Origin of the sequence: Pseudomonas sp. A2, from assembly GCF_023100865.1 — a bacterium.
In the GTDB taxonomy this organism is placed as follows: Bacteria; Pseudomonadota; Gammaproteobacteria; order Pseudomonadales; family Pseudomonadaceae; genus Aquipseudomonas; species Aquipseudomonas asiatica.
This window is the reverse complement of the sequence record NZ_CP039127.1, coordinates 3,138,866-3,164,259: the sequence shown is the minus strand read 5'-3', so window position 1 is coordinate 3,164,259 and position 25,394 is coordinate 3,138,866. Positions and strand designations below refer to the sequence as shown.

Here is a 25,394-nt window from a genome sequence, read left to right as displayed (position 1 = left end):
CATGGCGAGCGGCATCGGAGTGGTGGTGATTGGCCGCAACGAAGGCCTGCGCCTGGAGCGTTGCCTGCGTTCGCTGCTACAGGGTACGGACAAGATCATGTACGTCGACTCCGGCTCTACCGATGGTTCACCGCACCTGGCTCGCAGCCTGGGGGTAGAGGTATTGGCGCTGGACATGGACACCCCGTTCACTGCCGCACGCGCGCGCAACGAAGGCTTTCTCGCCTTGCAATGGCTGTTGCCGTCGCTGCAACGGGTGCAGTTCGTCGATGGCGATTGCGAGGTGGATGGCGGCTGGCTGGCCGCGGCGCAGGCGTTTCTCGACGACCACCCCGACGTGGCCGTGGTGTGTGGCCGCCGACGCGAGCGCTTCCCCCAGCGGTCGGTGTACAACCTGTTGTGCGACCTGGAGTGGGACACCCCCATTGGCGAGGCCAAGGCGTGTGGTGGCGATGCCCTGATGCGAGCAGATGCCTTTGCCGCCGTCGGCGGCTTTCGCCCCGAGCTGATTGCCGGAGAGGAGCCCGAGCTGTGCGTGCGCCTGCGGGCAAAGGGCTGGAAAGTCTGGCGCCTGGACGCCGAGATGACCCTGCACGACGCCGGCATGACCCGTTTCAGCCAGTGGTGGCGGCGTAGTCTGCGCGCTGGCCACGCCTATGCCGAAGGGGCTTACCTGCATGGTCAGCCGCCCGAGCGGCACTGGTTGCGCGAATCGCGCCGCGCTTGGCTGTGGGGTCTGGGCATCCCCGTGGTGATCGTGCTGGCGTGCCTGCTGCTGGGCGGCTGGGGCCTGCTGTTGCTGGCGGTCTACCCGCTGCAGGCCGTACGCCTGGCCCGCCGTGGTGGCAAGTCGGTGAGGGAGAACTGGTTACAGGCGGTGTTTCTGGTATTGGGCAAGTTCCCGGAAATGCTCGGGCAACTGAAGTTCCTGCGCCACCGCATCGCGGCCGGCAAATCGACGTTGATCGAGTACAAGTGAGAGAGGCCCATGATGCTCGGCACGATCGTCAAAAGCGTGTTTACCTTGCAACCGGGCTACTCGTTGCGGGCGCTGAACAACAAGTGCAGGTTGGCGCTGCAGATTGCCAGGCAATGGCCTGAACTGAATGCCTTTCTGCAGCGCATGACGGCGGCGTTGGGCCAGCAAGGCTTGCAGCGGCTAGGGGTGGATTGCATCGGTGTCGTGCAGTGGCCTTACCTCAGCAAATGCTGGGAAGCCCCGCAGCGCCTGGAGGTGGTGGCTTCGCACTTCGAAGTGCTGGCCGGGCAGTTTCCGGCGCTGTTGCTGCTGGGGCGGGACGAAAGCCTGACGCTGTGCGAGCTGTCCAGCCATTCGCCGGGTTGTCGTCTGGTTTTGGACCGGCCGATCTGGTTCAAGCGCGAAGGCGAGTTGGTATTGAACCTGTTCCAGAGCGACTTGCGCGTGGCATCCCTGGCGTTCAGCCTATGCCGCAGCCAGGGCGAGCTTTGCCTGTTCATCGGTGCCGTGCAGGGCATCCACAAGGGGATCGACAGCGAAACCTCACTGGCCATCTACCGCGACCTGACCAAGGACTTCGAAGGGTTGCGCCCTCGCAGCCTGCTGATCGAGGCATTGAAGTGCCTGGCCAGGACCCTGGGCGTGGCGCACCTGTATGCCGTCAGTGACGCCTGCCGCCACCATCGGCACACGTATTTTGGCAACGACAAAGGCCACGACCTGGCGGCCAATTATGATGTGATCTGGCTGGAGCACGGCGCTACTGCATCGAACCATGCTGACTTCTTCGCCCTTCCGCTGGCTGCTGTACAGCGGGCGGAACAGGATATTCCGGCGAAGAAACGGGCAATGTACCGCCGCCGCCAGGTGCTGCTCGACGATGTTTTCGCCCGCTTGCAGGCCGTGTTGCCAGGCAGCGGTCACAACCTTGGGCTACAAGGGGAACAGGGGGATGCATCTGACGAGGTGCCATCGGCGGGGCGCCGGCCGCCGGTAGTCGACAGCCTGAAGTAATCGCCAGCCCTGCCGCGGCAGGTCTGAATGTTCACTACGCGGGTCTTGATCTGGATTTCTATGCGCATTGCTTACTTCATAAACCAGTACCCGAAGGTCAGCCACAGTTTCATCCGCCGCGAGATCCTGGCGCTGGAGCGCCAGGGGGTAGAGGTGCAGCGTATTGCCCTGCGCGGGTGGGACGCCGAGTTGCAGGATGCCGACGACGCGAGCGAACGGGCCAAGACCCGCTATGTGCTGCAGCGTGGCATCAAGGGTTTGCTGGCACCGGCCTGGCAAGTGCTGCGGGCACAGCCGCGCCGGTTTTTCCAGGCGCTGCAGCTGGCCATGCGCGTTGGCTTGCGGGCCGACCGCGCCTGGCCCTACCACCTGGTCTACCTGGCCGAGGCCTGCCAGGTACTGCAATGGTTGCAGGCTGGCGAGGCAAGACATGTGCATGCACATTTCGGCACCAATTCCACCGAGGTGGTGATGCTGGCCAATGTGCTGGGCGGGCCGGCCTACAGCTTTACCGTGCACGGGCCGGAGGAGTTCGACAAGCCGCAGTTTCTGCACATGGGCGAGAAGGTGCGGCGTGCCGCATTTGTCGCGGCGGTCAGCTCGTACGGGCGCAGCCAGTTGTTTCGCTGGGTGGCACACGACCACTGGGCCAAGGTGAAGGTAGTGCATTGCGGCCTCGAGCGCAGTTTCCATGAGGTGGCGCCGGTTGGCGTGCCCACGGCGCCGCGCCTGGTGTGCGTCGGCCGCCTGTGCGAACAGAAAGGCCAGCTGCTGCTGCTCGAGGCCGCGCGAGTACTGGCCGCCCGGTCGATCGCCTTCGAACTGGTGCTGGCCGGCGACGGTGAAATGCGTGGCCAGGTCGAGGCGTTGATTGCACGGCATGGCTTGCAGCAGCAGGTGCGCATCACCGGCTGGATCAGCAGCGCACAGGTGCGCGAGGAAATCCTGGCGGCGCGTGCGCTGGTGCTGCCCAGCTTTGCCGAGGGTTTGCCGGTGGTGATCATGGAGGCGATGGCCTTGCGCAGGCCAGTGCTGACCACCTATGTGGCAGGCATTCCCGAGCTGGTGCGGCCGGGCGAAAACGGCTGGTTGTTCCCTGCCGGCGCCGTGGACGAGCTGGCAGCGGCCATGGCCGATTGCCTGGCACAACCTGCCGAAGTGCTGCAGCGCATGGGCGAGGCGGCACGCCAGCGTGTCCTGCAACGGCATGACATCGATACCGAGGCGGCCAGGCTGGCCAGCTATTTCAAGGCATCCGCATGATGAGTGTATTGGCTTGGCTACTGGGCATGCTGGCGGCCATCGTCCTGTTGCCGGTGCTGCTGCTGTTGGTGCAGGTACTGATGGCCTGCCTGCCTGCGCGCGCGCAGCCGATGGGCAACACCGCCCGTCCGCAGGTGGCAGTGCTGGTGCCAGCTCACGACGAGGCTTCGATAATTGGTGCCACGCTGGCGAGCATTGCCCCGCAGTTGCGGCCTGGCGACCGCTTGCTGGTGGTGGCGGACAACTGCACTGACGACACCGCGCAACTGGCGCGCGAGGCGGGCGCCGAAGTGGTGGAGCGCCACGATGCACGGTTGCGCGGCAAGGGCTACGCCTTGGACTTCGGCGTGCGTCACCTGGCCAACCAGCCGCCCGAGGTGGTGATCGTGGTGGATGCCGACTGCCAGGTGGGCGAGGGAGCGATCGAGCGCCTGGCGCGGCGCTACCGAGAAGTCGCTCGCCCGGTGCAGGCGCTGTACCTGATGTACGCACCGGCAGGGGCTGGGTTGACAGTGCAGGTTGCCGAGTTCGCCTGGCGGGTCAAGAACCTGGTGCGCCCGCGTGGTTGGGCGCGGCTGGGCCTGCCATGCCAGCTGATGGGCGCCGGCATGGCATTCGGCTGGCGTGACCTGGCCTTGATCGACCTGGCCAACGGGCACCTGGTGGAGGATGTGAAGCTGGGCCTGGACCTGTGCCAGCAGGGCAAGCCGCCAGTGTTCTGCCCCGAGGCCGTGGTCAGCAGCCGTTTCCCTGCCAGCCAGCAAGGCCTGGGCAGCCAGCGCACCCGCTGGGAACATGGGCACCTGAGCCTGATGCTGGCCGATGCGCCCAAGCGTGCGCTGGCGGCAATCACCCAGCGTAACGGCAGCTTGCTGGCCATGACCCTGGACCTGCTGGTGCCGCCGCTGGCGTTGCTGGTGCTGGCTTTGCTCGGCCTAAACCTGGTGGCCTGGCTGGCGTACCTGCTGTTCGGCCTGGCGGCACCTGCGTGGATCGCCCTTTGCGCGCTGGCCTTGCTCGGCCTTGCCGTCGCAGTGGCCTGGGCGCGTTTCTGTCGCGAACTGATCCCGTTCTCCGTGCTGCTGTACGCGCCGTTCTACGCTGCAAGGAAGCTCCCCTTGTATTTGCGGTTCCTGATCAAGCGACAGGTTGAATGGGTACGTTCGAAACGGGATGAAGACTGATGGCTCATTGGCAAGAACGCTGGAACACCCTTGTCGGCAAGCTCGAAGTGGTGCCGGATGCCACTGCCGCGCAGCGCCTGCTGGACAGGCTCAGCGCCCCGGAAGCCACGACCGTGCTGGGTTTCGTCAATGCCCATGCAATGAACCTGGTGGTTCGTGATGGCGCCTGCTACCAGGCATTGTCGGCGGCCGGCGTGCTGCTGCGCGACGGTTCCGGCCTGGCGATCCTGTATCGTCGGCTGGGGCTTGAGCCAGGGCTCAACATGAATGGCACCGACTTCATTCCTCGGCTTCTGGCTGCCTACCGCGGGCGGCGGGTTGCGTTCTGGGGCACCCGACAGCCTTACCTGGACCAGGCCGTGCAGCGCAGCACAGCCACGTTCGGGGTGGTGCCGGTGTCGGTCCACGATGGCTTTGCCAGCGTCGATACCTACCTGCAACTGGCCAGGGAGTCGCAACCTGAGCTGATCGTGCTGGGCATGGGAATGCCCAGGCAGGAGGTTGTGGCGGCAAGGCTGGCGGCCGCTGGGGGGCCGTGCCTGATCGTGTGCGGTGGCGCGATCCTGGATTTTCTCGGCGGCAAGGTCAGCCGGGCGCCCGAGTGGTTGCGGCGGTTGGGTGGGGAGTGGCTGTACCGGCTGTTGCGCGAGCCGAAGCGTTTGTTCATTCGCTATGTCGTGGGCAACCCGTTGTTCCTCGTGCGTACCCTGCTGTTCCGCCGCGACGGCGGACGGCCAGGCACACCGTATGAGCGCCAGAATCCGCACGAACGGTGATTCCGGGCACGCTGATGGCGGATGGCTGCTACAGTTTGATCAATGGCTTGCGGCTGCAGGATTTTGCTCCACGGGCTTTGCATGAGCCGTTGTCAAGGCTTGCTTGTTGGTGGAAGGCATTTGCTGCGCGCAGATTGATGAGGTCTGAAATGGTCTTAGAGCCCAGAAGCAGTCGTTCCTTACTGCAGAGAAGAAGCAGCGTAAGTAACGCCATTCAGGCCGGCCTCGATGGAATTGCAGTCACCGGTATTGCGTGGTACCTGATCTACGACCAGTTCGGCTACATCACTTCCGATTACGTGATCATGCTGCTGTTGCTGGTTGGCGCACTGGCAGTCATCTACGATCACTATGCGATCTACCGTACCAACGTCGGGCTTTCCATCAAGGCTTTCCGGCTGTTCAAGGCCTGGTCGGCAACCTTTTGCTTCCTGGTGGTCATGGCCTTCCTGGCCAAACAGAGCGAAACCTATTCGCGACTGCTGGTCGTGCAGTTGTTCATCATTGGCTACATCGCCCAGTTGTTCCTGCACTTTGCCGTGCGCGAATTGCAAAAGCGCTTTACCGCCCATGCACGCCTGGACAACGCCCTGATCATTGGCGCCGGTGACTTGGCCAACTTCCTGTATCAGAAAATCAGCAACAACCCCTGGTTCGGCGAACGCGTGCTGGGTTGCGTGCTGATCGACAATGCCGATGAGCCGGGGCGCGAAAGTGCCGAAGGAAAGCAGCGCATGCCGGTGCTCGGGCTTATTGCCGACCTCGACGATATCGTGGCCCGCCATGGCATTCGCACGGTGTACCTGGTGACCCCGCTGGGCGGTTCCGAGGTCATCAACGATGTGTATCTCAAGTTGCTCGACAAATGCATTGCGGTTAACTGGGTACCGGATATCTTCTCGTTGCGCCTGATCAATCACAGCGTGCGGGAAATTGCCGGCATACCTGTGCTGACCTTGTCGGAAACACCGTTGACGGGCATGAGCCTGTTCTTGAAGAACCTCGAGGACAGGGTGTTGGCGGCGCTGATCCTGTTGCTGGCATCGCCGGTGTTGCTGGCCATTGCGCTGGCCATCAAGCTCGATAGCCGCGGCCCGGTGTTCTTCCGCCAGGAACGCACCGGCTGGACCGGGGAAGCGTTCCGCATCTGGAAGTTCAGGAGCATGCATGTCCACCAGCCGGAAGATGGCGTGGTGAAGCAGGCGCAGAGGGATGACCCACGGCTGACCCGGGTCGGCGCCTTTATCCGCCGCACCAGCCTCGATGAACTGCCGCAGTTGTTCAATGTGCTGACCGGGGAGATGTCGCTGGTAGGGCCGCGGCCGCATGCGTTGCAGCATGACACGCTGTATTCGCAGGACATCGTCGACTACTTCGCTCGCCACAATATCAAGCCTGGCATGACCGGCCTGGCGCAGGTGCGTGGGTTCAGGGGCGAAACCAGGGATATCGAACAGATGATCCAGCGGGTGGACTCGGACATCGAGTACATCAACAACTGGTCGCTGTGGCTGGATTTCGTGATTCTGGTGCGCACACTTAGCGCCTTTACCGGCAAGCAGGCTTATTGAGACCTCCCCAGGTGTGGCTGCGCTGTCGCCGGAGAACAAATATCGCTCGCTTGGCGCGTCCTTTGTAGGAGCAGCCTTGTGCTGCGAATAGGCCTGTACTGACACTACATATCTGTTGCCTGTACCGGCCTCTTCGCAGCACAAGGCTGCTCCTACAGGACCTGCCGAATCAATGATTCATGTACTGTTCTGTGGGAGCGATTTCGTGCAGCCGCAATTGGTTGGCCTAGTCCTTGTTCAGCGGGTGCAACTCCCTGAACCCCCGCGCTTCCTCCACCAGCCAGTCATGCACCGCCCGCGCCCCCGGCTGGTTCAGCCCGCCCGGCGGGTAATGCACTACATAGCGCTTGTGATTGGCGATAGGCACCCCGAACGGCACGATCAGTGCGCCGCGCTCCAGTTCGTCGTTGAGCAGCGTGCGCCGGGCAATCGCCACGCCAATGCCGGCAATCGCCGCCTCGATGGTCAGGTGGTTGCGATTGAAGGTATGCCCGCGCCGCACATCCAGGCCGGCGGCGCCGATGCCCTCCAGGTAGAACTCCCATTCGGCATATTCCGAACTGCCGCGCCAGGCCGTTATGTCGTGCAGCAGCGGGTAGTGCACAAGGTCCGCCGGCCCGTGCAGCGGCGGGCGCCCGCGCAGCAAGGTGGGGGAGCACACGGGGAAGATCTGCTCGTCCAGCAGTGGTGTCGAGAGCATGCCGGGGTAGCTGCCATCGTTCAGGTCGATGGCCAGGTCGAAATCGCCCGGGGTCAACGCCTGGGCACTGTCTTCGGCCACCAGACGCAGCTCGATGTCCGGGTAGCGTTGTTGAAAGCGCGGAAGGCGAGGCGTGAGCCATTTGGCCAGGAACGACGGGATCGAGCGCAGGCGCAAGGTGCCGCGGATTTCACCCGCGTCCAGGCGCAGCAGTTCGGCTTCGATGCTGCCGTAGGCTTCGGTCACCGTCTGTGCCAGGCGTTGCCCTTCGGCGGTCAGTTCCACACCACGTGCCCGACGCAGGAACAGCTGGTAGCCCAGGCGTTCCTCCAGCTGGCGCATCTGTTGGCTGACGGCGCCCGGGGTAATGTGCAGCTCTTCGGCACAGCGGGTGAAGGACAAGTGCCGGGCCGCACAGGCGAACACGTGTAGCCAGACGAACGTCTGGCCATTGAGTTGTCGTCGCATCGTTTAGTACCACTAAAGCCTTGCTTAGGAAGTTTCGTTGGTCATCCGTGAGCCAGCGCGGCAGTATCGCGCAAAATCGCAATATCGCTCAATTTCTCCAGATAACCGTCCTGCGGTTTCATACCCGGGCACGGTCAGGCATTAGCATGGCTATCAGTGTTTTCGACCTTTTCAAAATCGGCATCGGGCCGTCCAGTTCCCACACCGTCGGCCCGATGCGGGCGGCGGCTACCTTTGCCCAGGCCCTGCGCGAACAGGGGCTGCTGGCCCGGGCAAGCCGTGTCGAGGTGCGGTTGTACGGGTCGCTGTCGGCCACCGGGGTTGGCCATGCCACCGATCGCGCCTGCCTGCTCGGCCTGATGGGCCAGTGGCCGGACCGCATCGACCCGGCCACCATCGAGTCGCGCATTGGCCAGGTGATGCAGGAGCACTGCCTGATGCTCGATGGCAGCCACCCGCTAGCGTTCGAGTACAGCCGCGACATGCTGCTGCTCGACGAGAACCTGCCGTACCACCCCAATGCCATGAGCCTGGAAGCCATGGACGGGCAGGGCAGCCTGTTGCGCCAGACCTACTATTCGGTGGGCGGTGGCTTTATCGTCGAGCAAGCCGAGATCGATGCGCCAGCGCTCGAAGCGAACGCGGTGGTGCTGCCGTACGAGTTCGACTGCGCTGCGCAATTGCTGGCCTTGTGCAAGGGCCATGGCTTGAGTGTGGCGCAGCTGATGATGGCCAACGAATGCGCCTGGCGCCCGGAGGCCGAGGTACGCGAGGGCCTGCTGCGGATCTGGGGTGCCATGCGTGAATGCGTCGACAATGGCCTGCGCAATGAAGGCATCCTGCCGGGCGGGTTGCACGTCAAGCGCCGTGCGGCGCGGCTGCATCGCAGCCTGCAGGAGCTGGGCAAGCCCAACGTGATCGGTTCCACCCTCAGCGCCATGGAATGGGTCAACCTGTTCGCCCTTGCGGTGAATGAAGAGAATGCCGCCGGCGGGCGCATGGTCACAGCACCTACCAATGGTGCGGCCGGCATCATTCCGGCGGTGCTGCATTACTACATGAAGTTCAACCCGGGGGCGTGCGACGCGGACGTGGTGGACTTCCTGCTGGCGGCAGCGGCGGTCGGTATCCTGTGCAAGAAGAATGCGTCGATTTCCGGGGCCGAGGTTGGTTGCCAGGGCGAGGTAGGTTCGGCCTGTTCGATGGCCGCTGCCGGCCTTGCCCAGGTGCTGGGCGCTACGCCGCCGCAGCTGGAAAATGCCGCCGAGATTGCCCTGGAGCATAACCTTGGCCTGACCTGCGACCCTGTCGGCGGCCTGGTGCAGGTGCCGTGTATCGAGCGCAACGCGATTGCTGCGGTGAAAGCGATCAACGCCGTGCAGATGGCGTTGCGGGGGGATGGCGAGCACTTCATCTCGCTCGACCGGGTGATCCGCACCATGCGTGATACCGGGGCGGACATGCATGCAAACTACAAGGAGACTTCGCGCGGCGGCCTGGCCGTTGCCTTCGTCGAATGCTGAGTCACCGCAACGGTCAGCGCGGTCTTGTGGGAGCGGCCTTGTGTCGCGAAAGGGCTGCGAAGCAGCCCCATTCATACGCCTGAGCTGAGATCCCGGGGCCGCTCTGCGGCCCTTTCGCGACACAAGGCCGCTCCCACAGGTTCCGTGTCCGGTCGGTATCAGCGGGCTTTCTGCTTCGCTTCCAGGAAGCTCGCGCGCATGTCCTTGGCCCAGCCATCCAGCACCGGCTTGACGTCATTCAGGGTCAGTTGCGTGGTCTTGTTCTCCAGATCCTGCCCCGTGCCCTTGCGCACGACCTGGGCCAGCACTTTCTGGCTGGCACCATCTAGGAACGCAGCTTCCACGCCGACATCCACCTCTTGGTCACGGCCGCCCATGGCGGTGTTCACACCGGCTGAAATCAGCGCGATAGGGATGACCTCATAAGGCTTGAGACCCTCGTTGCTGGTGGACACCGCAGTGATGGCCGGGCGCACCACGATCACGCCCGGGCCGGGGCCCTTGGCCAGCGGTACCACGCTGCCCATTTCACGGCGCAGCGCTTCGTTGAAGTAGCGGGTGATTTCCTGCAGCGTCTGCGCCGAGATGACCGGCGTCGGCTGCGGCTTGGGGTAGAACTGGCTGGGCTCGATGAACACCTGGCTGTACTGGTTGACGTTGACCTTGGGGTCGATCCAGCGCATCACCGGGTCACCAGACGGGCTCTTGGCTTCCTGCAGCCGGCTGTAATCCTTGAGGAAGCCGGAGTAGTCCTTCGGGTCCACGCGATTGCTGGAGCAGGCGGCCATGGTTAGCAGTGCGGCGCACAACAGGGTAATGCGGGGCAATGATTTCATGATGAAGATGCATCCATGATAGGTCGGCCAGAACAACGCTAGCAGGTGCAGGGCAGTTGGCCAGTGGGCTGGTTCAATCTGTAGTGGGAAGTGGCTATGGTCACGTTCCCAGGCGCGCAAATTCCTACAGTGTCTTGGGACCTCGCCGGCTTTTGAGTTTCTGCCGCTCTTGGAAAACTATGCCCGTTAAGGGTATGGTTGGGGTTCGGTGATGGAAATTTTCAAGCGCAAGGATTTCGCGCGTTGGCAAGCCGCTCACAGGCTCAGCGACGAAGTGCTGTGTAAAGCAGTGGACGAGATGTGCAGGGGCCTGGTCGATGCGAGCCTGGGTGGTGAGTTGTTCAAAAAACGCGTGGCAGCGCATGGTGCGGGAAAGCGCGGCGGTTATCGAACCCTTCTTTCCGCCCGTATCGGCAATCGATGTGTTTTCCTGCATGGCTTTGCCAAAAGTGGCAGGGCAAATATCACCTTGGAGGAACAGAAAGCACTGCGATTCGCTGGCAAAGTCTTTCTGGATTTATCACCGCTAGCGCTCTGCCGGGCGTTGCAGGCGGGTGTGCTGATGGAGGTATGTTGTGAGCAGCAAACTGATTGAATCGTTACGCGAGGACCTTGTCGCCCTGCACGAGGCCGGAGCGATCGGCAAGGTCACGCTTCGGGATTACGAAGCGTTGTGCCCTGCACCGGTGCGAGATTTCAGCGCACTGGACATACGCCGTTTGCGCGAGGCACTCAACTTCAGCCAGCCGGTCTTTGCGATGCATTTGCACACGAGCGCATCGACAGTGCGCAAATGGGAGCAGGGCGAGACGCGCCCGTCCGGACCGGCTTTGAAGCTGCTGAATATCATTAAAAACAAAGGGTTACAGGTTCTTCTTTGAGTCCTTTGGTTGGTTTTTGAAAAATTCTTTCAAAACAGTGAATTACGGAATTTTTTTGAAAAATTTCCTTTAACTTCCGATTCGCAGGCAAGCCCGCTGCCAGGTCAACCCAGCACCTCCCGCAGTCTATACCACAACATCCCCAGCGCCAGCAGCGGTGAGCGTAGTGCCTTGCCACCGGGGAAGGTCAGGTGCGGCACGGCGCTGAACACGTCCAGCCCCTGGCTGTGGCCGAGGGCGATGCTTTCGGCCAGCAGTTTCGCCGTCCAGTGCGTCACGTTCAGCCCATGCCCGGAATAGCCCTGGGCGTAGTAAACATTGGGGTGCTGGCTGAGGCGCCCGACTTGGGGGAAGCGGTTGGCGGTGATGCCGATCATGCCTCCCCACTGGTATTCGATACGCACGTTGGCCAGTTGCGGAAACACCTTCAGCACCTTGGGCCGCATGTAGGCGCCGATGTCCTTGGGGTCGCGGCCGGAATAGTGGCAGGCGCCGCCGAACAGCAGGCGCCGGTCTGCCGTGAGGCGGTAGTAGTCCAGGCCGACTTTCTGGTCGCACAGCGCCATGTTCTGCGGGATCAGGCTGTTGGCCAGCGCTTCGGGCAATGGCTCGGTGGCCACCACGTAGCTGCCGGCCGGCAGCACCTTGCCGCTCAGGCGTGGTTCCAGTTCATCGAGGTGGGCGTTGCAGCCCAGCACCAGGCTGCTTGCCCGCACCTTGCCACGGGCGGTGTGCAGTGTCACGCGGGGGCCGTGCTCGATGCGCAGCACCGGGCTCTGCTCGAAGATGCGTACGCCCAGGCCGTGGGCGGCGCGGGCTTCGCCCTGAACCAGGTCAAGCGGGTGCAGGTGGCCCGAGCCCATGTCTACCAGGCCGCCGGCGTATTGGTCGCTGGCAACGATTTCATGCAGCCGGTCGGCACTGACCAGGCGGGTTTCAGGGCGATAGCCGAGTGCGTCGAGATCGTCCTGTTCGTCCTTGAAGGCGGCGAACTGCGCAGGGGTGTTGGCCAGTTCGCAGAAGCCCCAGCGCAGGTCGCAGGCAATGCCGTACCGGGCGATACGGCTGGCCACCAGCGCTACCGAATCGATGCCGGCCTGTTTCAGGTAGTGCACACCGTCCTGGCCGACATGCCGGGCAAAGCCGCTGACGTCATGGCCGATGCCGCGAATCAGCTGGCCGCCATTGCGGCCGCTGGCACCCCAGCCGATGCGTCGGCCCTCCAGCAGCACCACCGAGAGGCCGCGCTCGGCCAGTTCCAGGGCGGTATTGACCCCGGTCAGCCCGCCGCCGACCACGCACACATCGGCGCTCAGCTCGCCGTCCAGGCTGGGGTAGGGCGCCGCATCGCGTGCCGTGGCGGCATAGTACGAAGCGGTGTGTTGGGTAGTGAAAGACATGGGCGTTCTCGACTCAGCGGTTGGACTTGATCTTGCTCCAGGAGCGAGTCATGACACGCATGATTTTCGGGCTCGGCGTGCTGGAGATGTACAGCTTGTCCAGCACGTCCTGGGGTGGGTAGATCTCGGGGTTGTTTACCAGCGATGCGTCCATGTAGGCCTGGGCATCGGGGTTTGCGTTGGCATATCCGACCGTGGCGCTGACCTTGGCGATCACCTTGGGGTCGAGCAGGTAGTTGATGAACGCCAGGGCTTGTTCGGGGTTGTTGGCGTCCTTGGGGATGGCCAGCAGGTCGAACCACAGGTTGCTGCCTTCCTTGGGAATGCTGTAGGCGATCTTTACCCCGTTCTTCGCTTCCACGGCGCGGTTGGCGGCCTGGAACACGTCGCCGGAGTAGCCGAAGGCCACGCAGACATTGCCATTGGCCAGGTCGGAAACGTACTTGGAGGAGTGGAAGTAGGTGATGTAGGGGCGCAGTTCGAGCAGGCGGGCTTCCGCCTTGGCGTAGTCGGCCGGTTTCTCGCTGCGCGGGTCCATGCCCAGGTAGTTGAGCACGGCCGGGAACAGTTCATCGGGCGAGTCCATGAACGCCACGCCGCATTGCTTGAGCTTTTTCAGGTTCTCGGGCTCGAACAGCACCGCCCATGAATCGATATGGTCGACGCCCAGGGCCGCCTTGACCTTGTCGATGTTGTAGCCGATGCCGTTGGTACCCCACAGGTAGGGTACGGCGTACTGGTTGCCTGGGTCGTTCTGTTCAAGTTGCTTGAGCAGCTTGGGGTCCAGGTGCTGCCAGTTCGGCAGCTTGCTGCGGTCCAGCGGCAGGAAGGCACCCGCCTGTGCCTGGCGTGCGAGGAAGTGGTTGGATGGCACCACTACGTCATAGCCGGTGCGCCCGGCCAGCAGCTTGCCTTCCAGTGTTTCGTTTGAGTCGAACACGTCATAGACCACCTTGATCCCGCTGCTGGCCTGGAAGTCGGCCACGGTGGTGTCACCAATGTAGTCGGTCCAGTTGTACACGCTGACCGAGGGAGTGGCCTGGGTAGTGGTGGCGAACAGCAGGGTGAATGCGGCGGGTATCAGGGCTTGCAGATGACGCATGGGGACACCTCGTTGGTATTGTTCTTGGCGTTCGGTTTATGGCGGCCGCTCCCACAGGTGACTCATCACCTTGTAGGAGCAGCCTTGTGCTGCGAACAGGCCGGTAGGGCAAAAGATCAGCTGTGGCGGCACTGGCCCCTTCGCAGCACAAGGCTGCTCCTACAGGTCCAGTGCATGCCCTGGAAGGTGATTACACGCTCAACATCAGGAATTCACGCTCCCAGGAGCTGATCACGCGCTTGTAGTTCTCGTGCTCGGCACGCTTGACCGCCACGTAACCCTGGACGAATTGCTTGCCCAGGTACTGCTGCACGGTCTCGCAGTCTTCCATGTGCTGCAGCGCGTCCTCGATGGTGATCGGCAGGCGCAGGTTGCGCCGCTCGTAGGCACGGCCCTGCACAGGTGCGCTGGGCTCGATGCGCTCGACCATGCCCAGGTAGCCGCACAGAAGGCTGGCGGCGATTGCCAGGTACGGGTTGGCGTCGGCGCCCGGCAGGCGGTTTTCCACGCGCATTGCCTCGGGGCTTGACGTGGGTACGCGCAGCCCGGCGGTACGGTTTTCCTCACCCCACTCGACGTTCACCGGTGCCGAGGTGTCCGGCAGGAAGCGGCGGAACGAGTTGACGTTGGGCGCGAACATCGGCAGCAGCTTGGGGATGTACTTCTGCAAACCGCCGATGTGGTACAGGAACAGCTGGCTCATGCTGCCGTCTTCATTGGCGAAGATCGGCTTGCCGGTGGCGATGTCGACCACGCTCTGGTGCAGGTGCATGGCACTGCCGGGCTCATCGGTGATCGGCTTGGCCATGAAGGTGGCGGCCACGTTGTGCTTGAGCGCGGCTTCACGCATGGTGCGCTTGAACACGGTGATCTGGTCGGCCAGGTCCAGGGCGTCGCCATGGCGGAAGTTGATCTCCATCTGCGCCGGGCCGTCTTCATGGATCAGCGTGTCCAGGTCCAGGCCCTGGATCTCGCACCAGTCGTAGACGTCTTCGAACAGCGGATCGAACTCGTTGGCGGCATCGATCGAGAACGACTGGCGGCCGCTTTCGGCACGGCCGGAACGCCCCAGCGGCACCTGCAGCGGCAAGTCCGGGTCTTCGCAGCGCTGGGTCAGGTAGAACTCCATCTCCGGTGCCACGATCGGCTGCCAGCCTTTGTCGGCATAAAGCTTGAGCACTTTCTTCAGCACGTTGCGCGGTGACAGTTCGATGGGGTTGCCTTGCTTGTCGAAGGTGTCGTGGATAACGATCGCCGTCGGCTCGATCGCCCACGGGATCTGGTACACGGCGCTCGGGTCTGGGCGGCAGACCATGTCGATGTCGGCGGCATCGAGCAGGTTGTAGTAGATGTCATCGTCGACATAGTCGCCGGTGACCGTCTGCAGCAGCACGCTCTCGGGCAGGCGCATGCCACGCTCGTGGAGAAACTTGGCGGTGGGTGCGATCTTGCCGCGGGCGATGCCGGTCAGGTCGCTGATCACGCATTCGACTTCGGTGATCCGGTGTTCTTTCAGCCAGGCGGACAGCTGATCGAAGGGGGCGTTCATACAGACCTCTTGGTTGGGTTTTGGTGTGGGAGCAAGCGTGCCAGCGTAAACCGTTCTACGGTTTCGAAGGCGTCCCGCTTCCCAGGTGACGCGCTGGAGACTATCTTGGTCGCAGCCCGCAAGGCTGATCTATCCACTTTCTCCGGCAATGAATGCACCAAAAGAGTGCAACTAGGACCGAGCGTGACAACCGCCAATGCCCTGCAAGTCCAGGCTTACCACACCACCGACGTAACCGAACAAGTACGTGCCACCCCTGGCTGGCAGCAGCAGTACCGGCAGATGTCGCCCGGGCATTTCAGCGGTGAGCTGCGTTGCCTGGGGCTGGACGGGGTGGAGGTGTACGAGGAGCGGCTGAACACCCGGGTGGAGCAGTTTTTCCGCGCGCCGAGCGGTTCGCTGGCGTTCTGCTTCGACCGCAGCGAGAACAGCCTGTACCTGCTGAACGAACAGAGCCGCAACATCTGGATCACCCCGGAGAACTACCAGGAAGTGGCGGTCGTGTTCGACCAGGCCTTCCTGGCCCGCCATGGGCTGGACCCGCAGCGCCTGGAAGGGTTGTTCATGGTGCCGCTGGGCAGCGGCCAGAACGCGCTGTTCGGCAGCTGGCTGAGCGCGACGCTGACCCGCCTGGGCCAGGCGGATTGCCCGCTGCAGGGGCAGGCCCTGGCGGAGCAGCTGCTGGAGGACTGCCTGTTCATCCTCGACAACGCCTGCCAGCGCCTGCAGGGCGTGGCGTTGGGCCGGCGTGACGAGGAGCGGGCGATCATGCGCCGGGTGAGCGAGTGGGCGGCCGACTGCCCGGAGGAGACGCTGAACCTGGTGGAGCTGGCGGATGTTGCCGGGGTTTCCTTGCGTCAGTTGCAACAGGCCTTCAAGGCGTTTACCGGGATGCCGCCGGCGCACTGGTTGCGCCTGCGCCGGCTGAACGGTGCGCGGCGCGATCTACTGCATGGCGGTGGAGTGACCGTGGCCGAGGTGGCGATGCGTTGGTCGTTCTGGCATTTGGGAAGGTTTTCAGAGAGTTACCGGCAGTTGTTCAAGGAGTTTCCCAGCGAGACCTTGAAGCGGGGCAGGGGCTGAATTTGGTGGTGTAGCTGCTCCCACAGGATCACCTCAGTGCCAGGCGTTGTGAGGTCCCTGTGGGAGCGGGTTCACCCGCGAAGAGGCCGGCCCAGGCAATACACAACCCAGCATTCCACAGCAAAAATTGCTATCGTGCCGCCCTGATTCCACCCGAGGTGCCGATGTTCTACCTGCCTTTGCCCAGCGACCAGGCCGACCGCCTCGCCAGCGAGCCCACCACCGACTTCTTCACCACCGCCAGCGTCCTCGACGCCGCCGCCGTGCTGTTCGTGCAGAACCTGCCGCGCCAGCCCGCCACCGCCTCGGCGGATGCGCAGGAACGCCGCTTTGCCGAAATAGTGCGCATTGCCAACGAGGTCGAAAGCGCCGCGCCGGGGCGCTTCCAGGGCCAGGTGGCGCAGCACTTCGATCGCGAAGCCTTCGCCATGGGCCTGGGCATGCTGGGCGAAAACGGGATTGCACTGCTGTCGACCGAGGTGGAGTACCAGGCCGACGAGCTGCTGGACGCCGAGGGCCAGTGGAATTTCCAGTTCGCCGACAGCTACCGCCAGCGGGCAACCCCGCTGCACCCGGTGTACCTGCCTTCCCTGGCCAGCGACCTGATGCTCAGCGACCAGCAGAACCGCCTGCTGCGCGAATTCCTCAGTGGTATCGATGAGTCGGTGGCGGTGCAGGGCTTTGCCGGCACCGGCAAGACCTTCCTGATTCACCAGTTCGCCCGCCTGCTCGAGCCCCAGCGCACGCTGTTGCTGGCCTTGACCGAAGGCCAGTTGCGCGCCCTGCAGGCGCGGGTCAAGGACGCCGCCGCCTACACCGCGCTGACCTTCGGCCAGCTGGCCGACGAGCTGCTCAACCGCGACCTCACCAGCAATGGCTGGCGCCTGCGCGACCCGTATCGCACCAAGCTGTCGTGGCGCCCGCAGGATGCGCAAGTGGTACGTTGGCTGGCCATTCCCGACATCGGCCCGCTCGCCGCGCGCGATGTGGTTGCCTTGTGCATCCGCGCGGTACGCACGTTCTGCCACAGCGCCGACACCCAGCTGCAGTTGCACCACCTGCCCTGGGCCGGGCCGGGGACCACGCCACTGGACCAGGAAGTGTTGCTGGAAAAGGCACGGCTGTACTGGCAGGAGCTGATTCGCCCGTCGGCACGGGAAATCCAGTTGCCGGTGCGCGACTACCACCGGGTCAAGCTGCTGTCGCTGACTGGTTATGTGATCGACAGCCGCTACACCCATGTCATCGTCGACGAGGCCCACGAGCTGTCGGCACCGATGCTTGCCGTGCTCGACCGCAGCCCGCAGTCGATCATTGCCCTGGGTGACGAGCTGCAGAACCTCAACGGCCTCAGCGCGCACCATGGCGGCTTTATCCGCCAGCGTTACATCGACCACTCGCTGCGGGCCGGGCCGGCGATGGACAACGTGCTCAACCCGCTGATCCAGGCCCACCCTGCGGCGATCCAGGCAGCCTTCAGCGGCAGCGCCGAGCATTACACCCGGGTCAGCTTTTTCGATGCGGTAACGGTGCCGGAACAGCCCACGGCGTTGATCGTCGACGATGAGTGGGGCCTGTTTGGCTGGTTCCAGCGCCTGACCCACCAGGGCGTGCCGTTCGTGCTGCTGAAAAGCGCGCGCAAGGACTTCGAGCTGTTCGTCGAAGACTGCATCGAGCTGTACCGCCATGGCACCCGGCCGCGTCACCCGATGCTGTTCCGCTATGCCAGCTGGCAGGCGCTGGAGCAGGACAAGGGTGATGACAAGGCGTTCGTCGCCGTGGCCAACATGCTGCGCAAGGGCTACACGCCAGAGCACTTTGCCAGGGCCAAGAGCCGTTATCGCTGGGACAAGGCGCCCAAACTGTTCCTGGGGCGGGTGCGCGATGTGAAGAACATGGAGTTCGCCCGGGTGATGGTGTCGCCGGAGCTGATGGTAGCGCCACAGGTGGCGGGGAACCGCAATGAACGGGCGCGGATGCTGGCGGGGTTGTATACCGCCTGTTCGCGGGCGCGGCATGAACTGATCGTGCCGGGGGGGATGCTGGACTGGGTCAAGGACCAGGTTCGGGATTGAGGCCCCTCGGGCTGCTTTTTCAGCCCTTCAAAGTCCCTGTGGGAGATTGCCCAGCCCAGATAACTGAATTCGCAAGCGATCCTCGTACCGTGTGGGAGCGGCTTTAGCCGCGAAAAATCCAACGCGGTGCCGGGCACCGTGTCGCCTGATTCGCGGGTAAACCCGCTCCCACAGGGCCGCAATGCGGCCCCTAAGCATCGAATCAGTTACGGTCCAGCCACACAGTCTGGGCATTGGTGAACTCACGCACACCAAAGTGCGACAGTTCACGCCCGAAGCCGCTCTTCTTCACCCCGCCAAACGCTACGCGGGGGTCGGAAGCGCAATAGCCGTTGATGAACACGCCGCCGGTATCCAGCGCCGCGGTCATGCGTTCGGCCAGCGCGTAGTCGGCGGTGTAGATGGTCGAGGCCAGGCCGAATTCGCTGTCGTTGGCCAGCTCCACCGCATGCTCCGCATCACGTGCGCTGATGATCGCCGCCACCGGCCCGAACAGCTCCTGCTTGAACGCAGTCATCTGCGGGGTGACGTTGGCGAACACGGTCGGCGCGTAGAAGTTGGCCACGCCATCGACCTTGTGGCCGCCCAGCAGCAGGGTGGCGCCTTCGGCGATGGTCGCCTGGACCTGGCCATCCAGCTCGTCGCGCAGGTCGTAACGGGCCATAGGGCCGATGTAGGTACCTTCTTCCAGCGGGTTGCCGACCTTCAGCTCGCGAGTGGCCTCGACGAACTTGCGGGTGAATTCGTCAACGATGCTTTCCTCGACGATCAGGCGCTTGGCCGCAGCGCAGACCTGGCCAGTGTTCTGGTAACGGCCAATCACGGCAGCTTTCACGGCGGCATCCAGGTCGGCGTCGGCCAGCACGATGAACGGGTCGGAACCGCCCAGTTCCAGCACGCACTTCTTCAGCGCCGCACCGGCTTGCGCACCAATCGCCATGCCGGCACGCACGCTGCCGGTCAGGGTCACGGCGGCGATGCGCGGGTCATTGATGGCGCGGGTGACGCCGTCCGGGGTCAGGTTCAGCACTTCGAACACGCCTTCCGGCAGGCCGGCATCCTTGAACAGCTCGCCCAGCAGGTAGGCGCTGCCCATCACGTTCGGCGCGTGCTTGAGTACGTAGGTGTTGCCGGCCAGGATCGCCGGCACGGCGCCGCGCAATACCTGCCAGACCGGGAAGTTCCAAGGCATCACGGCCAGGATAGGGCCCAGCGGGCGGTATTCGATGCGGGCTTTCTCGACCTGGGTCGGCTCAGCGGCGAGCATGGCCGGGCCATGTTCGGCGTACCAGCGGCACAGGCCGACGCACTTGCTGACTTCACCACGGGCCTGGGCGACAGGCTTGCCGATTTCGCGGCTGATCATTTGCGCGAAGGCTTCGGCCTTGGTTTCGAGGGTGCTGGCCAAGGCAAGCAGGTACTCGCTGCGCTGACCCAGCGACACCTGGCGCCACTGGCGGTAGCCAACCTTGGCGCGTTGCAGCGCCGCTTCCAGTGCGGCGTCGGTGTCGAACGGGTAGGCGCCGATCTGCTCGCCGCTGTACGGGTCGAGGGAGATGGCGTGGGTCAGGCTGCTGATCGCACTCATGGCGGGACACTCTCGTTGTAATTGATCCGTGACGCCAGACTAGTGGGCTATGGCTTTAATGAAAACTGAATAATAATGAGCGAAACATTCACGTTTGGAGAATGGCTGTGGACCTGGTGCAACTCGAGATCTTCAAGGCCGTGGCAGAGCAGGGCAGCATCAGTGCCGCTGCGCAGCATATCCACCGGGTGCCGTCGAACCTGACCACGCGTATCAAGCAACTGGAGGAGGACCTGGGCGTGGAGCTTTTCATACGTGAAAAGAGCCGCCTGCGTCTTTCCCCCGCAGGCTGGAACTTCCTCGAGTACACCCGGCGCATCCTTGACCTGGTGCACGAGGCGCGGCTGACAGTGGCCGGTGAGGACCCGCAGGGCACTTTCGCCCTGGGGTCGCTGGAAAGCACGGCGGCGGTGCGCATTCCGGCCTTGCTGGCGGCCTATAACCAGCGTTACCCCAAGGTCGACCTGGACCTGTCCACGGGGCCTTCCGGGACCATGCTCGAAGGCGTGCTGTCGGGGCGCCTGGTAGCGGCGTTCGTCGACGGCCCGGTGCTGCATCCGACGCTGGAGGGCATGCCGGTGTTCGAGGAAGAAATGATGGTCATCGCGCCGCTCAACCACGCCCCGGTAACCCGCGCCCAGGACGTCAACGGCGAAAGCATCTACGCCTTCCGCGCCAACTGTTCATACCGGCATCACTTCGAGAACTGGTTCGTGCAGGACCAGGCGGTACCGGGCAAGATCCACGAAATGGAGTCGTACCACGGCATGCTGGCCTGCGTCAGCGCCGGCGCCGGCCTGGCCATGATGCCGCGCAGCATGCTCGACAACATGCCCGGTTGCAGCACCGTCAGTGCCTGGCCGATGTCGGAGGATTTCCGCTACCTGAAAACCTGGCTGGTATGGCGACGTGGCACCTTTTCGCGCAGTTTGAGCATGTTCGTGAAACTGCTTGAGGAAGGCCGTGCAACATGATGTTCCTGCGCAATATTTACCCCGATGAAGCGAATTTCATCCACACGACCACGCATCAGCACGAACGCCGTTACGCCCGAAGGATCAGATAATAGGTAAGCCATCCTCGAAAGGAGGGTCGTACCATGCGTAACCATCACTATGCCCTCGGCGCGGCGCTGCTGATCGCCCTGGCACTGCCATGGACCCTGGCGGCCGCCGCCGACCTCAATGCCCCTATCGACATGCAGGCCGTGCAACTGCAACAGCAGGAGCAGAACGGCGTCCGCTACCTGCAAGGCGGCATCGGCCAGGATGAAGCCAACGCCCTGCGCAAGACCCCGGGCTATGACCTGCACGTAGAACTCTCCACCGGCCCGGAAGGCAAGTTCCAGAGCGGTGCTACCGTCGACATCCAGAATGCACAGGGCCAGCCCGTGCTCAGTCTTACGGATGCCGGGCCGCTGCTGTACGTGCAGTTGCCTCCCGGCAAATACAAAGTGACTGGCAACGCCCAGGGTGAGACGGTGCAGCAATTGGTGACCGTGAATGGCAAGACCCCCGCGACCGTGAACCTGAACTGGCGTTGATGGAAAAACGGGCAGGAGTACGGATGTGCTCCTGCCTGAAAAGGAGCACATCGCCATGAGCCTGGATCTTCAGCTGGAGATGTTGGGCGAGCGGGGCTATGTTTTGCTCCCCGGTGTGCTCGAACCCTTGCGTATCGCCTTGCTGCGCTGCGCCATCGATGACCTGCAGCCCATCCACTGGGATTACCAGGGTCTGCTGGAACACTACAAGTGCGTATTCAACCGCAACCCGCTGTGGTTACCCTTTCTCGACCTGCCGCCGCTGATTGCCCTGGCCGAAGCGGCACTGGGCGCCGACTGCCATGTGATCGGCCAGACTGCCTGGCGCAGCCACCCGGGCTACCCCGGCATGGCCCTGCACCTGGACCATCTGCCCATGCAGTTGCCCGACTGGCTCAGCGAGCGCGGCGACTTCACCCAGCCCCCGCAAATCCTGACTGCGCAGCTGTACCTCAGCGATATCGACCATCACATCGGGCCGACCTGGATTGTGCCCGGCAGCCACCGCGCGGCGCGGCCACCGCAGGCTGGCGAGCAACACTGGCAGGGCCGAAAGGCCCAGCCGGTGCTGTGCAAGGCCGGGGACGCGCTGGTGTTTCGCAGCGATGTCTGGCATAGCGGCGGGGCCAACTGCACCCAATCAAGCCAGCGCGACATGCTGCAAGTGCACTATGGCCGGCGCATGGTCGCGCAGAAGTTTTCGCCATACCTGAACTGGCGTTTCAACCCGCAGGTACTGGAGGAGGCCACACCCAGGCAAAGGCGCCTGTTGGGCGAGCACGAAGAAGCGGAATACGACTGAGTGCTGCTGCTCGGCATGGCAGATGCTGGCGCAGGGTATTAGCCAATGGTGGCAATTCACTTTCAACTTTCTGTTTATCTGGACGATAATCAGAAAAGTATTACTTCCTGTGACCGGTGTGGATGCATCCGGTCACCGCATAAGATCGAGGGGCTCAAGCCCCCGCTTGCCGTATAGACCATCAGGAGAAGTCATTGATGAAAACCCGTCTAGCAGCTTCGCTGGCTGCTGCAGTGCTGGCCTTTGCCGGGGCGAATCTGGCCCAGGCAGCGCAGGTGAGCGGTGCCGTTGGCGCCACTGGCCAAGGTGACATGACCTACCGTATTGGCCTGTCGTTTGACTGGGACAAGAAATGGCTGGAAAGCAGCACCGGTCATCTGACCGGATACTGGGATGCGGCCTACACCTATTGGGAAGGCGGTGAGGCCAGTGGCGCACACTCGCTGTCGTTCAGCCCGGTGTTCACCTACGAGTTCAGCGGTTTTACCTACACCCCGTACATCGAGGCCGGCATTGGTTTGGCGGCGTTTTCCAAGACCGACGTGGGCGACCAGCGCCTGGGCTCGTCGGTCAACTTCGAAGACCGCATCGGCTTCGGCCTGAAACTGCCGGGGGAGCAGAAGGTGGGGATCCGCGCGATGCATTACTCCAACGCGGGGCTCAAGCAGCCTAACGACGGCATCGAGTCGTACTCGCTGTTCTACAGCAAAGGGTTCTGACTCCCCGGGGGCCGCTTTGCGGCCCATCGCGGCACAAGGCCGCTCCTACAGGAGATCGCGGTTTCCTTGTAGGAGCGGCCTTGTGCCGCGATGGGCTGCAAAGCAGCCCCAGGAACGGTCAGAAGGTATACGAAACGCCAGCCTGCACCGTCCGCGGCGCACCCGGGTAGACGTAGTTGTTGAACGCGCCCTCGTCATAGCCCTTGTTGAACACGTTCTTCACGTCCAGGTTAAGCCGCACGTGTTCGTTGACCTTGTAGAAGCTCAGCAGGTCCACCACGCTGTAGCGCTCCATGGTGTAGGTCGTGGCTGCCGTCTGGCCGGCGCGATCATCCACGTACTTCACCCCGACCCCCAACCCCAGCCCCTTGGCCAGGCCATCCTGGAACTCGTAGGTGTTCAGCAGGCTGAAACTGTTGCGCGGGATGTTGGCCAGGCGCGTGCCCTTGGGCAGGGTCGTATCCTGGGTGACTTCGGCGTCCACGTAGGCATAGCCACCGATCACGCGCCACTCTGGCGTCAGGTTGCCGGCGATGTTGATGTCCAGGCCACGGCTGCGCACTTCACCGGCCGCAATACTGTAGGTACCGGTTGAGTCGTTCGGGTCGCGCGCCAGGACGTTCTCTTTGACGATGTGATAGATCGCCGCGTCGATGCTCAGCTGGCGGTCGAGTGCCTCCCATTTCACACCCAGTTCGTAGGACTTGCCTTTCTCCGGGTCGAAGCCTCCGCCTCCGCTTGGCGTGCCGGTGTTGGGCTTGAACGAGCGCGCGGTGTTGGCATAGACCGCAACCGTATCGGTCAGGTCGTAGATCAGGCCGAAGCGTGGGGTGACGCCGTTTTCGCCCTTGCTGAAGTCGCGGTTGGTCGGCAGCTTGTCGTCGTAATCGTGCTCGAAGCGCTCGAAGCGCACACCCGCCAGCGCCTTCAGTCGCTCGGTCAGGGCCACCTGGTCCTGGATGAATGCCGCCCAGGTCTTCAGGTTTTCCTTGTCATGGGTGGTGGTGCGGGTCAGGGCAGGGCGTGGCTGGCCCAGTACCGGGTCGAAGATGTCAATCGGGTACTTATCGGCACCGCTGGCCGAGCGCTGGATGATCGAGTTGTAGTCGTAGTCTTCGTACTCGATGCCCGTCAGCAGTGTATGAGCGTAGCCGCCGGTGTCGAAGTGGCCGGTGAGGTTGAGCTGGTAGTCGCGGTCGGTCCACTCCAGTTTGCGGTGGTTGAAGTTGCGCCCCAGCGTGCGACCGTCAGCCTGCAATGCGTTGGCCTCCACGGCGTTGCCCTTGAGCGAGCCGTCGAGCCACTGCATGCCACCGCCCAGCGTCCAGTTGTCGTTGAGCAGGTGCTCGAAACGCAACTGGGCCATGTTGTTGTCGTTGTGCAGCAGGTTGTCGCTGCCTTTTTCCCAGATGTTGGTGTCGCGCGAAGCTGTGCCGAGCTGGCCGGGCAGGCGGGTCAGGCCACGGTCCAGCGGATGGTTGTTGCGCATGAAGTCGCCCTCGAAGACGATCTTCGTACTATCGTTGACCTGCCAGCTGAGCACCGGCGCCACGTCATAGCGCTCGCTTTCCACATCGTCACGGAAGCTTTCGCCGCCTTCACCCAGCAGGTTCAGGCGGTAGGCCAGCGAGCCGTCCTGGTTCAGCGGCCCGGTGGCGTCCAGGGTAGCGCGGTGCATGCCCTGGTCATCGAACTGGCTGCCCAGGGTGACTTTCGACTCTGGCAGCGGCTGCTTGCTGACCACGTTGAAGGTGCCGCCTGGGTCGCCACGGCCGTACAGGCTGCTGGCCGGGCCACGGATCACTTCCAGGCGTTCGACGGTGTTGGCGTCGGGGGCGTTGGGGTAGCCGCGGTTGATCGGGAAACCGTTGCGGTAGAACTCGCCGGTGGTGAAGCCACGCACGGTGAAGGTGGTCAGGCCCTGGCCGCCGAAGTTGTTGGCGCGGCCGACGCCGCCGGCGTAGTCCAGGCCGTCCTGCAGACGCGTGGCGCCGGTGTCTTCCAGTACATCCTTGGGCACCACGCTGACCGATTGCGGGGTTTCGTGCAGGGCAGTGTCGGTGCGAGTGGCGCTGGCCGAGCGGGTAGCCTTGTAACCCTCGACCGGGCCATCGGCACGTTCGCTGTCGGCGCTGCTGGTGATGTTCAGGGCCTGGAGTTCGATCTGGGTGGGTTCGCTGAGCGGTTCAGGCTCGGCAAAGGCCAGCGGAGAGACAGCATGAAGCACACAAAGCGAAACGAACGTGCGACGCATCGACGGTACGATCCTGGAGTAGGGCGCTGAGGGTAGGGTGGGCAAGCGCCGAGAAACTACTACGAATCATTATCAAATGCATTC

The 25,394-nt window shown here is 63.3% G+C and carries 22 protein-coding genes; 15 read left to right on the top strand and 7 right to left on the bottom strand.

Annotated features, from left to right (window positions below):
• Nucleotide 1 precedes the first annotated feature (1 nt).
• The 6 genes from E5221_RS14770 (at nt 2) to E5221_RS14745 (ending at nt 6,787) form a co-directional block, all read left to right on the top strand.
• Complete coding sequence (locus E5221_RS14770) at nt 2-979, top strand: glycosyltransferase (RefSeq protein ID WP_247845876.1); 978 nt, start codon at nt 2-4, stop codon at nt 977-979.
• 9 nt (nt 980-988) lie between these two features.
• Nucleotides 989-1,993 (top strand): VirK/YbjX family protein, encoded by a 1,005-nt coding sequence (locus E5221_RS14765; RefSeq protein ID WP_061551827.1) that lies wholly within the window; start codon nt 989-991, stop codon nt 1,991-1,993.
• 60 nt (nt 1,994-2,053) lie between these two features.
• Complete coding sequence (locus tag E5221_RS14760; RefSeq protein ID WP_061551828.1) at nt 2,054-3,256, top strand: glycosyltransferase; 1,203 nt, start codon at nt 2,054-2,056, stop codon at nt 3,254-3,256.
• The gene (locus tag E5221_RS14755) at nt 3,253-4,440 is read left to right on the top strand and encodes a glycosyltransferase family 2 protein (RefSeq protein ID WP_061551829.1); all 1,188 of its coding nucleotides are present in this window, start codon (nt 3,253-3,255) and stop codon (nt 4,438-4,440) included. Before E5221_RS14760 ends, E5221_RS14755 begins: the two co-directional genes overlap by 4 nt.
• Entirely contained in the window at nt 4,440-5,216 is a 777-nt protein-coding gene (locus E5221_RS14750) for a WecB/TagA/CpsF family glycosyltransferase (protein WP_061551830.1), read from the top strand. The genes E5221_RS14755 and E5221_RS14750 overlap by 1 nt, the downstream gene beginning before the upstream one ends.
• 149 nt (nt 5,217-5,365) lie before the next feature.
• Nucleotides 5,366-6,787 (top strand): undecaprenyl-phosphate glucose phosphotransferase, encoded by a 1,422-nt coding sequence (locus E5221_RS14745; protein ID WP_247845875.1) that lies wholly within the window; start codon nt 5,366-5,368, stop codon nt 6,785-6,787.
• Nucleotides 6,788-7,013: 226 nt separating this feature from the next.
• Here E5221_RS14745 and E5221_RS14740 read toward each other — a convergent pair whose 3' ends face one another.
• Nucleotides 7,014-7,955, bottom strand: coding sequence for a LysR substrate-binding domain-containing protein (locus E5221_RS14740; RefSeq protein WP_247845874.1), 942 nt, complete (start codon nt 7,953-7,955; stop codon nt 7,014-7,016).
• Nucleotides 7,956-8,101: 146 nt separating this feature from the next.
• Here E5221_RS14740 and E5221_RS14735 point away from each other — a divergent pair, with 146 nt between their 5' ends.
• The gene (locus E5221_RS14735; protein ID WP_247845873.1) at nt 8,102-9,478 is read left to right on the top strand and encodes an L-serine ammonia-lyase; all 1,377 of its coding nucleotides are present in this window, start codon (nt 8,102-8,104) and stop codon (nt 9,476-9,478) included.
• A 158-nt stretch (nt 9,479-9,636) separates the two neighbouring features.
• On the opposite strand, the gene E5221_RS14730 is transcribed toward E5221_RS14735, so the two are convergent.
• A complete protein-coding gene (locus E5221_RS14730) occupies nt 9,637-10,314 on the bottom strand; it encodes a DUF3313 domain-containing protein (RefSeq protein WP_024087157.1) in 678 nt (225 codons plus the stop codon).
• A gap of 211 nt (nt 10,315-10,525) precedes the next feature.
• Between E5221_RS14730 and E5221_RS14725 the strand changes: the two genes are divergently transcribed.
• Nucleotides 10,526-10,909: a type II toxin-antitoxin system RelE/ParE family toxin gene (locus E5221_RS14725; RefSeq protein ID WP_348984748.1), complete on the top strand. Its 384-nt coding sequence runs from the start codon at nt 10,526-10,528 to the stop codon at nt 10,907-10,909.
• Entirely contained in the window at nt 10,890-11,195 is a 306-nt protein-coding gene (locus tag E5221_RS14720; RefSeq protein WP_003260255.1) for a DNA-binding transcriptional regulator, read from the top strand. The genes E5221_RS14725 and E5221_RS14720 overlap by 20 nt, the downstream gene beginning before the upstream one ends.
• Nucleotides 11,196-11,299: 104 nt before the next feature.
• Here the strand turns inward: E5221_RS14720 and E5221_RS14715 are convergent, their stop codons facing one another.
• The 3 genes from E5221_RS14715 to E5221_RS14705 form a co-directional block, all read right to left on the bottom strand.
• Entirely contained in the window at nt 11,300-12,595 is a 1,296-nt protein-coding gene (locus E5221_RS14715) for an FAD-binding oxidoreductase (protein WP_085720246.1), read from the bottom strand.
• Between the two features lie 13 nt (nt 12,596-12,608).
• Nucleotides 12,609-13,697 (bottom strand): polyamine ABC transporter substrate-binding protein, encoded by a 1,089-nt coding sequence (locus tag E5221_RS14710; RefSeq protein WP_085720245.1) that lies wholly within the window; start codon nt 13,695-13,697, stop codon nt 12,609-12,611.
• A 190-nt stretch (nt 13,698-13,887) separates the two neighbouring features.
• Nucleotides 13,888-15,246, bottom strand: a complete 1,359-nt coding sequence (locus E5221_RS14705; protein ID WP_013972693.1) for a glutamine synthetase family protein — start codon at nt 15,244-15,246, stop codon at nt 13,888-13,890.
• A 183-nt stretch (nt 15,247-15,429) separates the two neighbouring features.
• Here E5221_RS14705 and E5221_RS14700 point away from each other — a divergent pair, with 183 nt between their 5' ends.
• On the top strand, nt 15,430-16,329 hold the full coding sequence (locus E5221_RS14700; protein ID WP_247845871.1) for a helix-turn-helix domain-containing protein: 900 nt from the start codon (nt 15,430-15,432) through the stop codon (nt 16,327-16,329).
• Nucleotides 16,330-16,493: 164 nt separating this feature from the next.
• Nucleotides 16,494-18,404 (top strand): AAA family ATPase, encoded by a 1,911-nt coding sequence (locus tag E5221_RS14695; protein WP_247845870.1) that lies wholly within the window; start codon nt 16,494-16,496, stop codon nt 18,402-18,404.
• 202 nt (nt 18,405-18,606) lie between these two features.
• Here E5221_RS14695 and E5221_RS14690 read toward each other — a convergent pair whose 3' ends face one another.
• Entirely contained in the window at nt 18,607-19,992 is a 1,386-nt protein-coding gene (locus E5221_RS14690) for an aldehyde dehydrogenase family protein (protein WP_247845869.1), read from the bottom strand.
• Between the two features lie 107 nt (nt 19,993-20,099).
• Here E5221_RS14690 and E5221_RS14685 point away from each other — a divergent pair, with 107 nt between their 5' ends.
• The 4 genes from E5221_RS14685 (at nt 20,100) to E5221_RS14670 (ending at nt 23,056) form a co-directional block, all read left to right on the top strand.
• Complete coding sequence (locus tag E5221_RS14685; protein ID WP_085720423.1) at nt 20,100-20,966, top strand: LysR family transcriptional regulator; 867 nt, start codon at nt 20,100-20,102, stop codon at nt 20,964-20,966.
• A 125-nt stretch (nt 20,967-21,091) separates the two neighbouring features.
• The gene (locus E5221_RS14680) at nt 21,092-21,535 is read left to right on the top strand and encodes a hypothetical protein (protein ID WP_085720241.1); all 444 of its coding nucleotides are present in this window, start codon (nt 21,092-21,094) and stop codon (nt 21,533-21,535) included.
• Nucleotides 21,536-21,590: 55 nt separating this feature from the next.
• Complete coding sequence (locus E5221_RS14675; protein WP_247845868.1) at nt 21,591-22,337, top strand: phytanoyl-CoA dioxygenase family protein; 747 nt, start codon at nt 21,591-21,593, stop codon at nt 22,335-22,337.
• A gap of 197 nt (nt 22,338-22,534) precedes the next feature.
• Nucleotides 22,535-23,056 carry an acyloxyacyl hydrolase gene (locus E5221_RS14670; protein ID WP_015270391.1) on the top strand — a complete coding sequence of 174 codons (522 nt, stop codon included), beginning with the start codon at nt 22,535-22,537 and terminating at the stop codon, nt 23,054-23,056.
• 118 nt (nt 23,057-23,174) lie between these two features.
• On the opposite strand, the gene E5221_RS14665 is transcribed toward E5221_RS14670, so the two are convergent.
• Nucleotides 23,175-25,310, bottom strand: coding sequence for a TonB-dependent siderophore receptor (locus tag E5221_RS14665; protein ID WP_100413657.1), 2,136 nt, complete (start codon nt 25,308-25,310; stop codon nt 23,175-23,177).
• Nucleotides 25,311-25,394 lie beyond the last annotated feature (84 nt).

What these genes read in the sequence shown, in the direction of transcription:
- E5221_RS14715 (WP_085720246.1), bottom strand. Translation starts at nt 12,595, where the DNA reads ATGTCTTTCACTACCCAACACACCGCTTCGTACTATGCCGCCACGGCA.
- E5221_RS14705 (WP_013972693.1), bottom strand. Translation starts at nt 15,246, where the DNA reads ATGAACGCCCCCTTCGATCAGCTGTCCGCCTGGCTGAAAGAACACCGG.
- E5221_RS14735 (WP_247845873.1), top strand. Translation starts at nt 8,102, where the DNA reads ATGGCTATCAGTGTTTTCGACCTTTTCAAAATCGGCATCGGGCCGTCC.
- E5221_RS14665 (WP_100413657.1), bottom strand. Translation starts at nt 25,310, where the DNA reads ATGCGTCGCACGTTCGTTTCGCTTTGTGTGCTTCATGCTGTCTCTCCG.
- E5221_RS14695 (WP_247845870.1), top strand. Translation starts at nt 16,494, where the DNA reads ATGTTCTACCTGCCTTTGCCCAGCGACCAGGCCGACCGCCTCGCCAGC.
- E5221_RS14730 (WP_024087157.1), bottom strand. Translation starts at nt 10,314, where the DNA reads ATGAAATCATTGCCCCGCATTACCCTGTTGTGCGCCGCACTGCTAACC.
- E5221_RS14770 (WP_247845876.1), top strand. Translation starts at nt 2, where the DNA reads ATGGCGAGCGGCATCGGAGTGGTGGTGATTGGCCGCAACGAAGGCCTG.
- E5221_RS14690 (WP_247845869.1), bottom strand. Translation starts at nt 19,992, where the DNA reads ATGAGTGCGATCAGCAGCCTGACCCACGCCATCTCCCTCGACCCGTAC.
- E5221_RS14725 (WP_348984748.1), top strand. Translation starts at nt 10,526, where the DNA reads ATGGAAATTTTCAAGCGCAAGGATTTCGCGCGTTGGCAAGCCGCTCAC.
- E5221_RS14710 (WP_085720245.1), bottom strand. Translation starts at nt 13,697, where the DNA reads ATGCGTCATCTGCAAGCCCTGATACCCGCCGCATTCACCCTGCTGTTC.
- E5221_RS14680 (WP_085720241.1), top strand. Translation starts at nt 21,092, where the DNA reads ATGCGTAACCATCACTATGCCCTCGGCGCGGCGCTGCTGATCGCCCTG.
- E5221_RS14755 (WP_061551829.1), top strand. Translation starts at nt 3,253, where the DNA reads ATGATGAGTGTATTGGCTTGGCTACTGGGCATGCTGGCGGCCATCGTC.
- E5221_RS14740 (WP_247845874.1), bottom strand. Translation starts at nt 7,955, where the DNA reads ATGCGACGACAACTCAATGGCCAGACGTTCGTCTGGCTACACGTGTTC.
- E5221_RS14670 (WP_015270391.1), top strand. Translation starts at nt 22,535, where the DNA reads ATGAAAACCCGTCTAGCAGCTTCGCTGGCTGCTGCAGTGCTGGCCTTT.
- E5221_RS14745 (WP_247845875.1), top strand. Translation starts at nt 5,366, where the DNA reads ATGGTCTTAGAGCCCAGAAGCAGTCGTTCCTTACTGCAGAGAAGAAGC.
- E5221_RS14760 (WP_061551828.1), top strand. Translation starts at nt 2,054, where the DNA reads ATGCGCATTGCTTACTTCATAAACCAGTACCCGAAGGTCAGCCACAGT.
- E5221_RS14675 (WP_247845868.1), top strand. Translation starts at nt 21,591, where the DNA reads ATGAGCCTGGATCTTCAGCTGGAGATGTTGGGCGAGCGGGGCTATGTT.
- E5221_RS14765 (WP_061551827.1), top strand. Translation starts at nt 989, where the DNA reads ATGATGCTCGGCACGATCGTCAAAAGCGTGTTTACCTTGCAACCGGGC.
- E5221_RS14750 (WP_061551830.1), top strand. Translation starts at nt 4,440, where the DNA reads ATGGCTCATTGGCAAGAACGCTGGAACACCCTTGTCGGCAAGCTCGAA.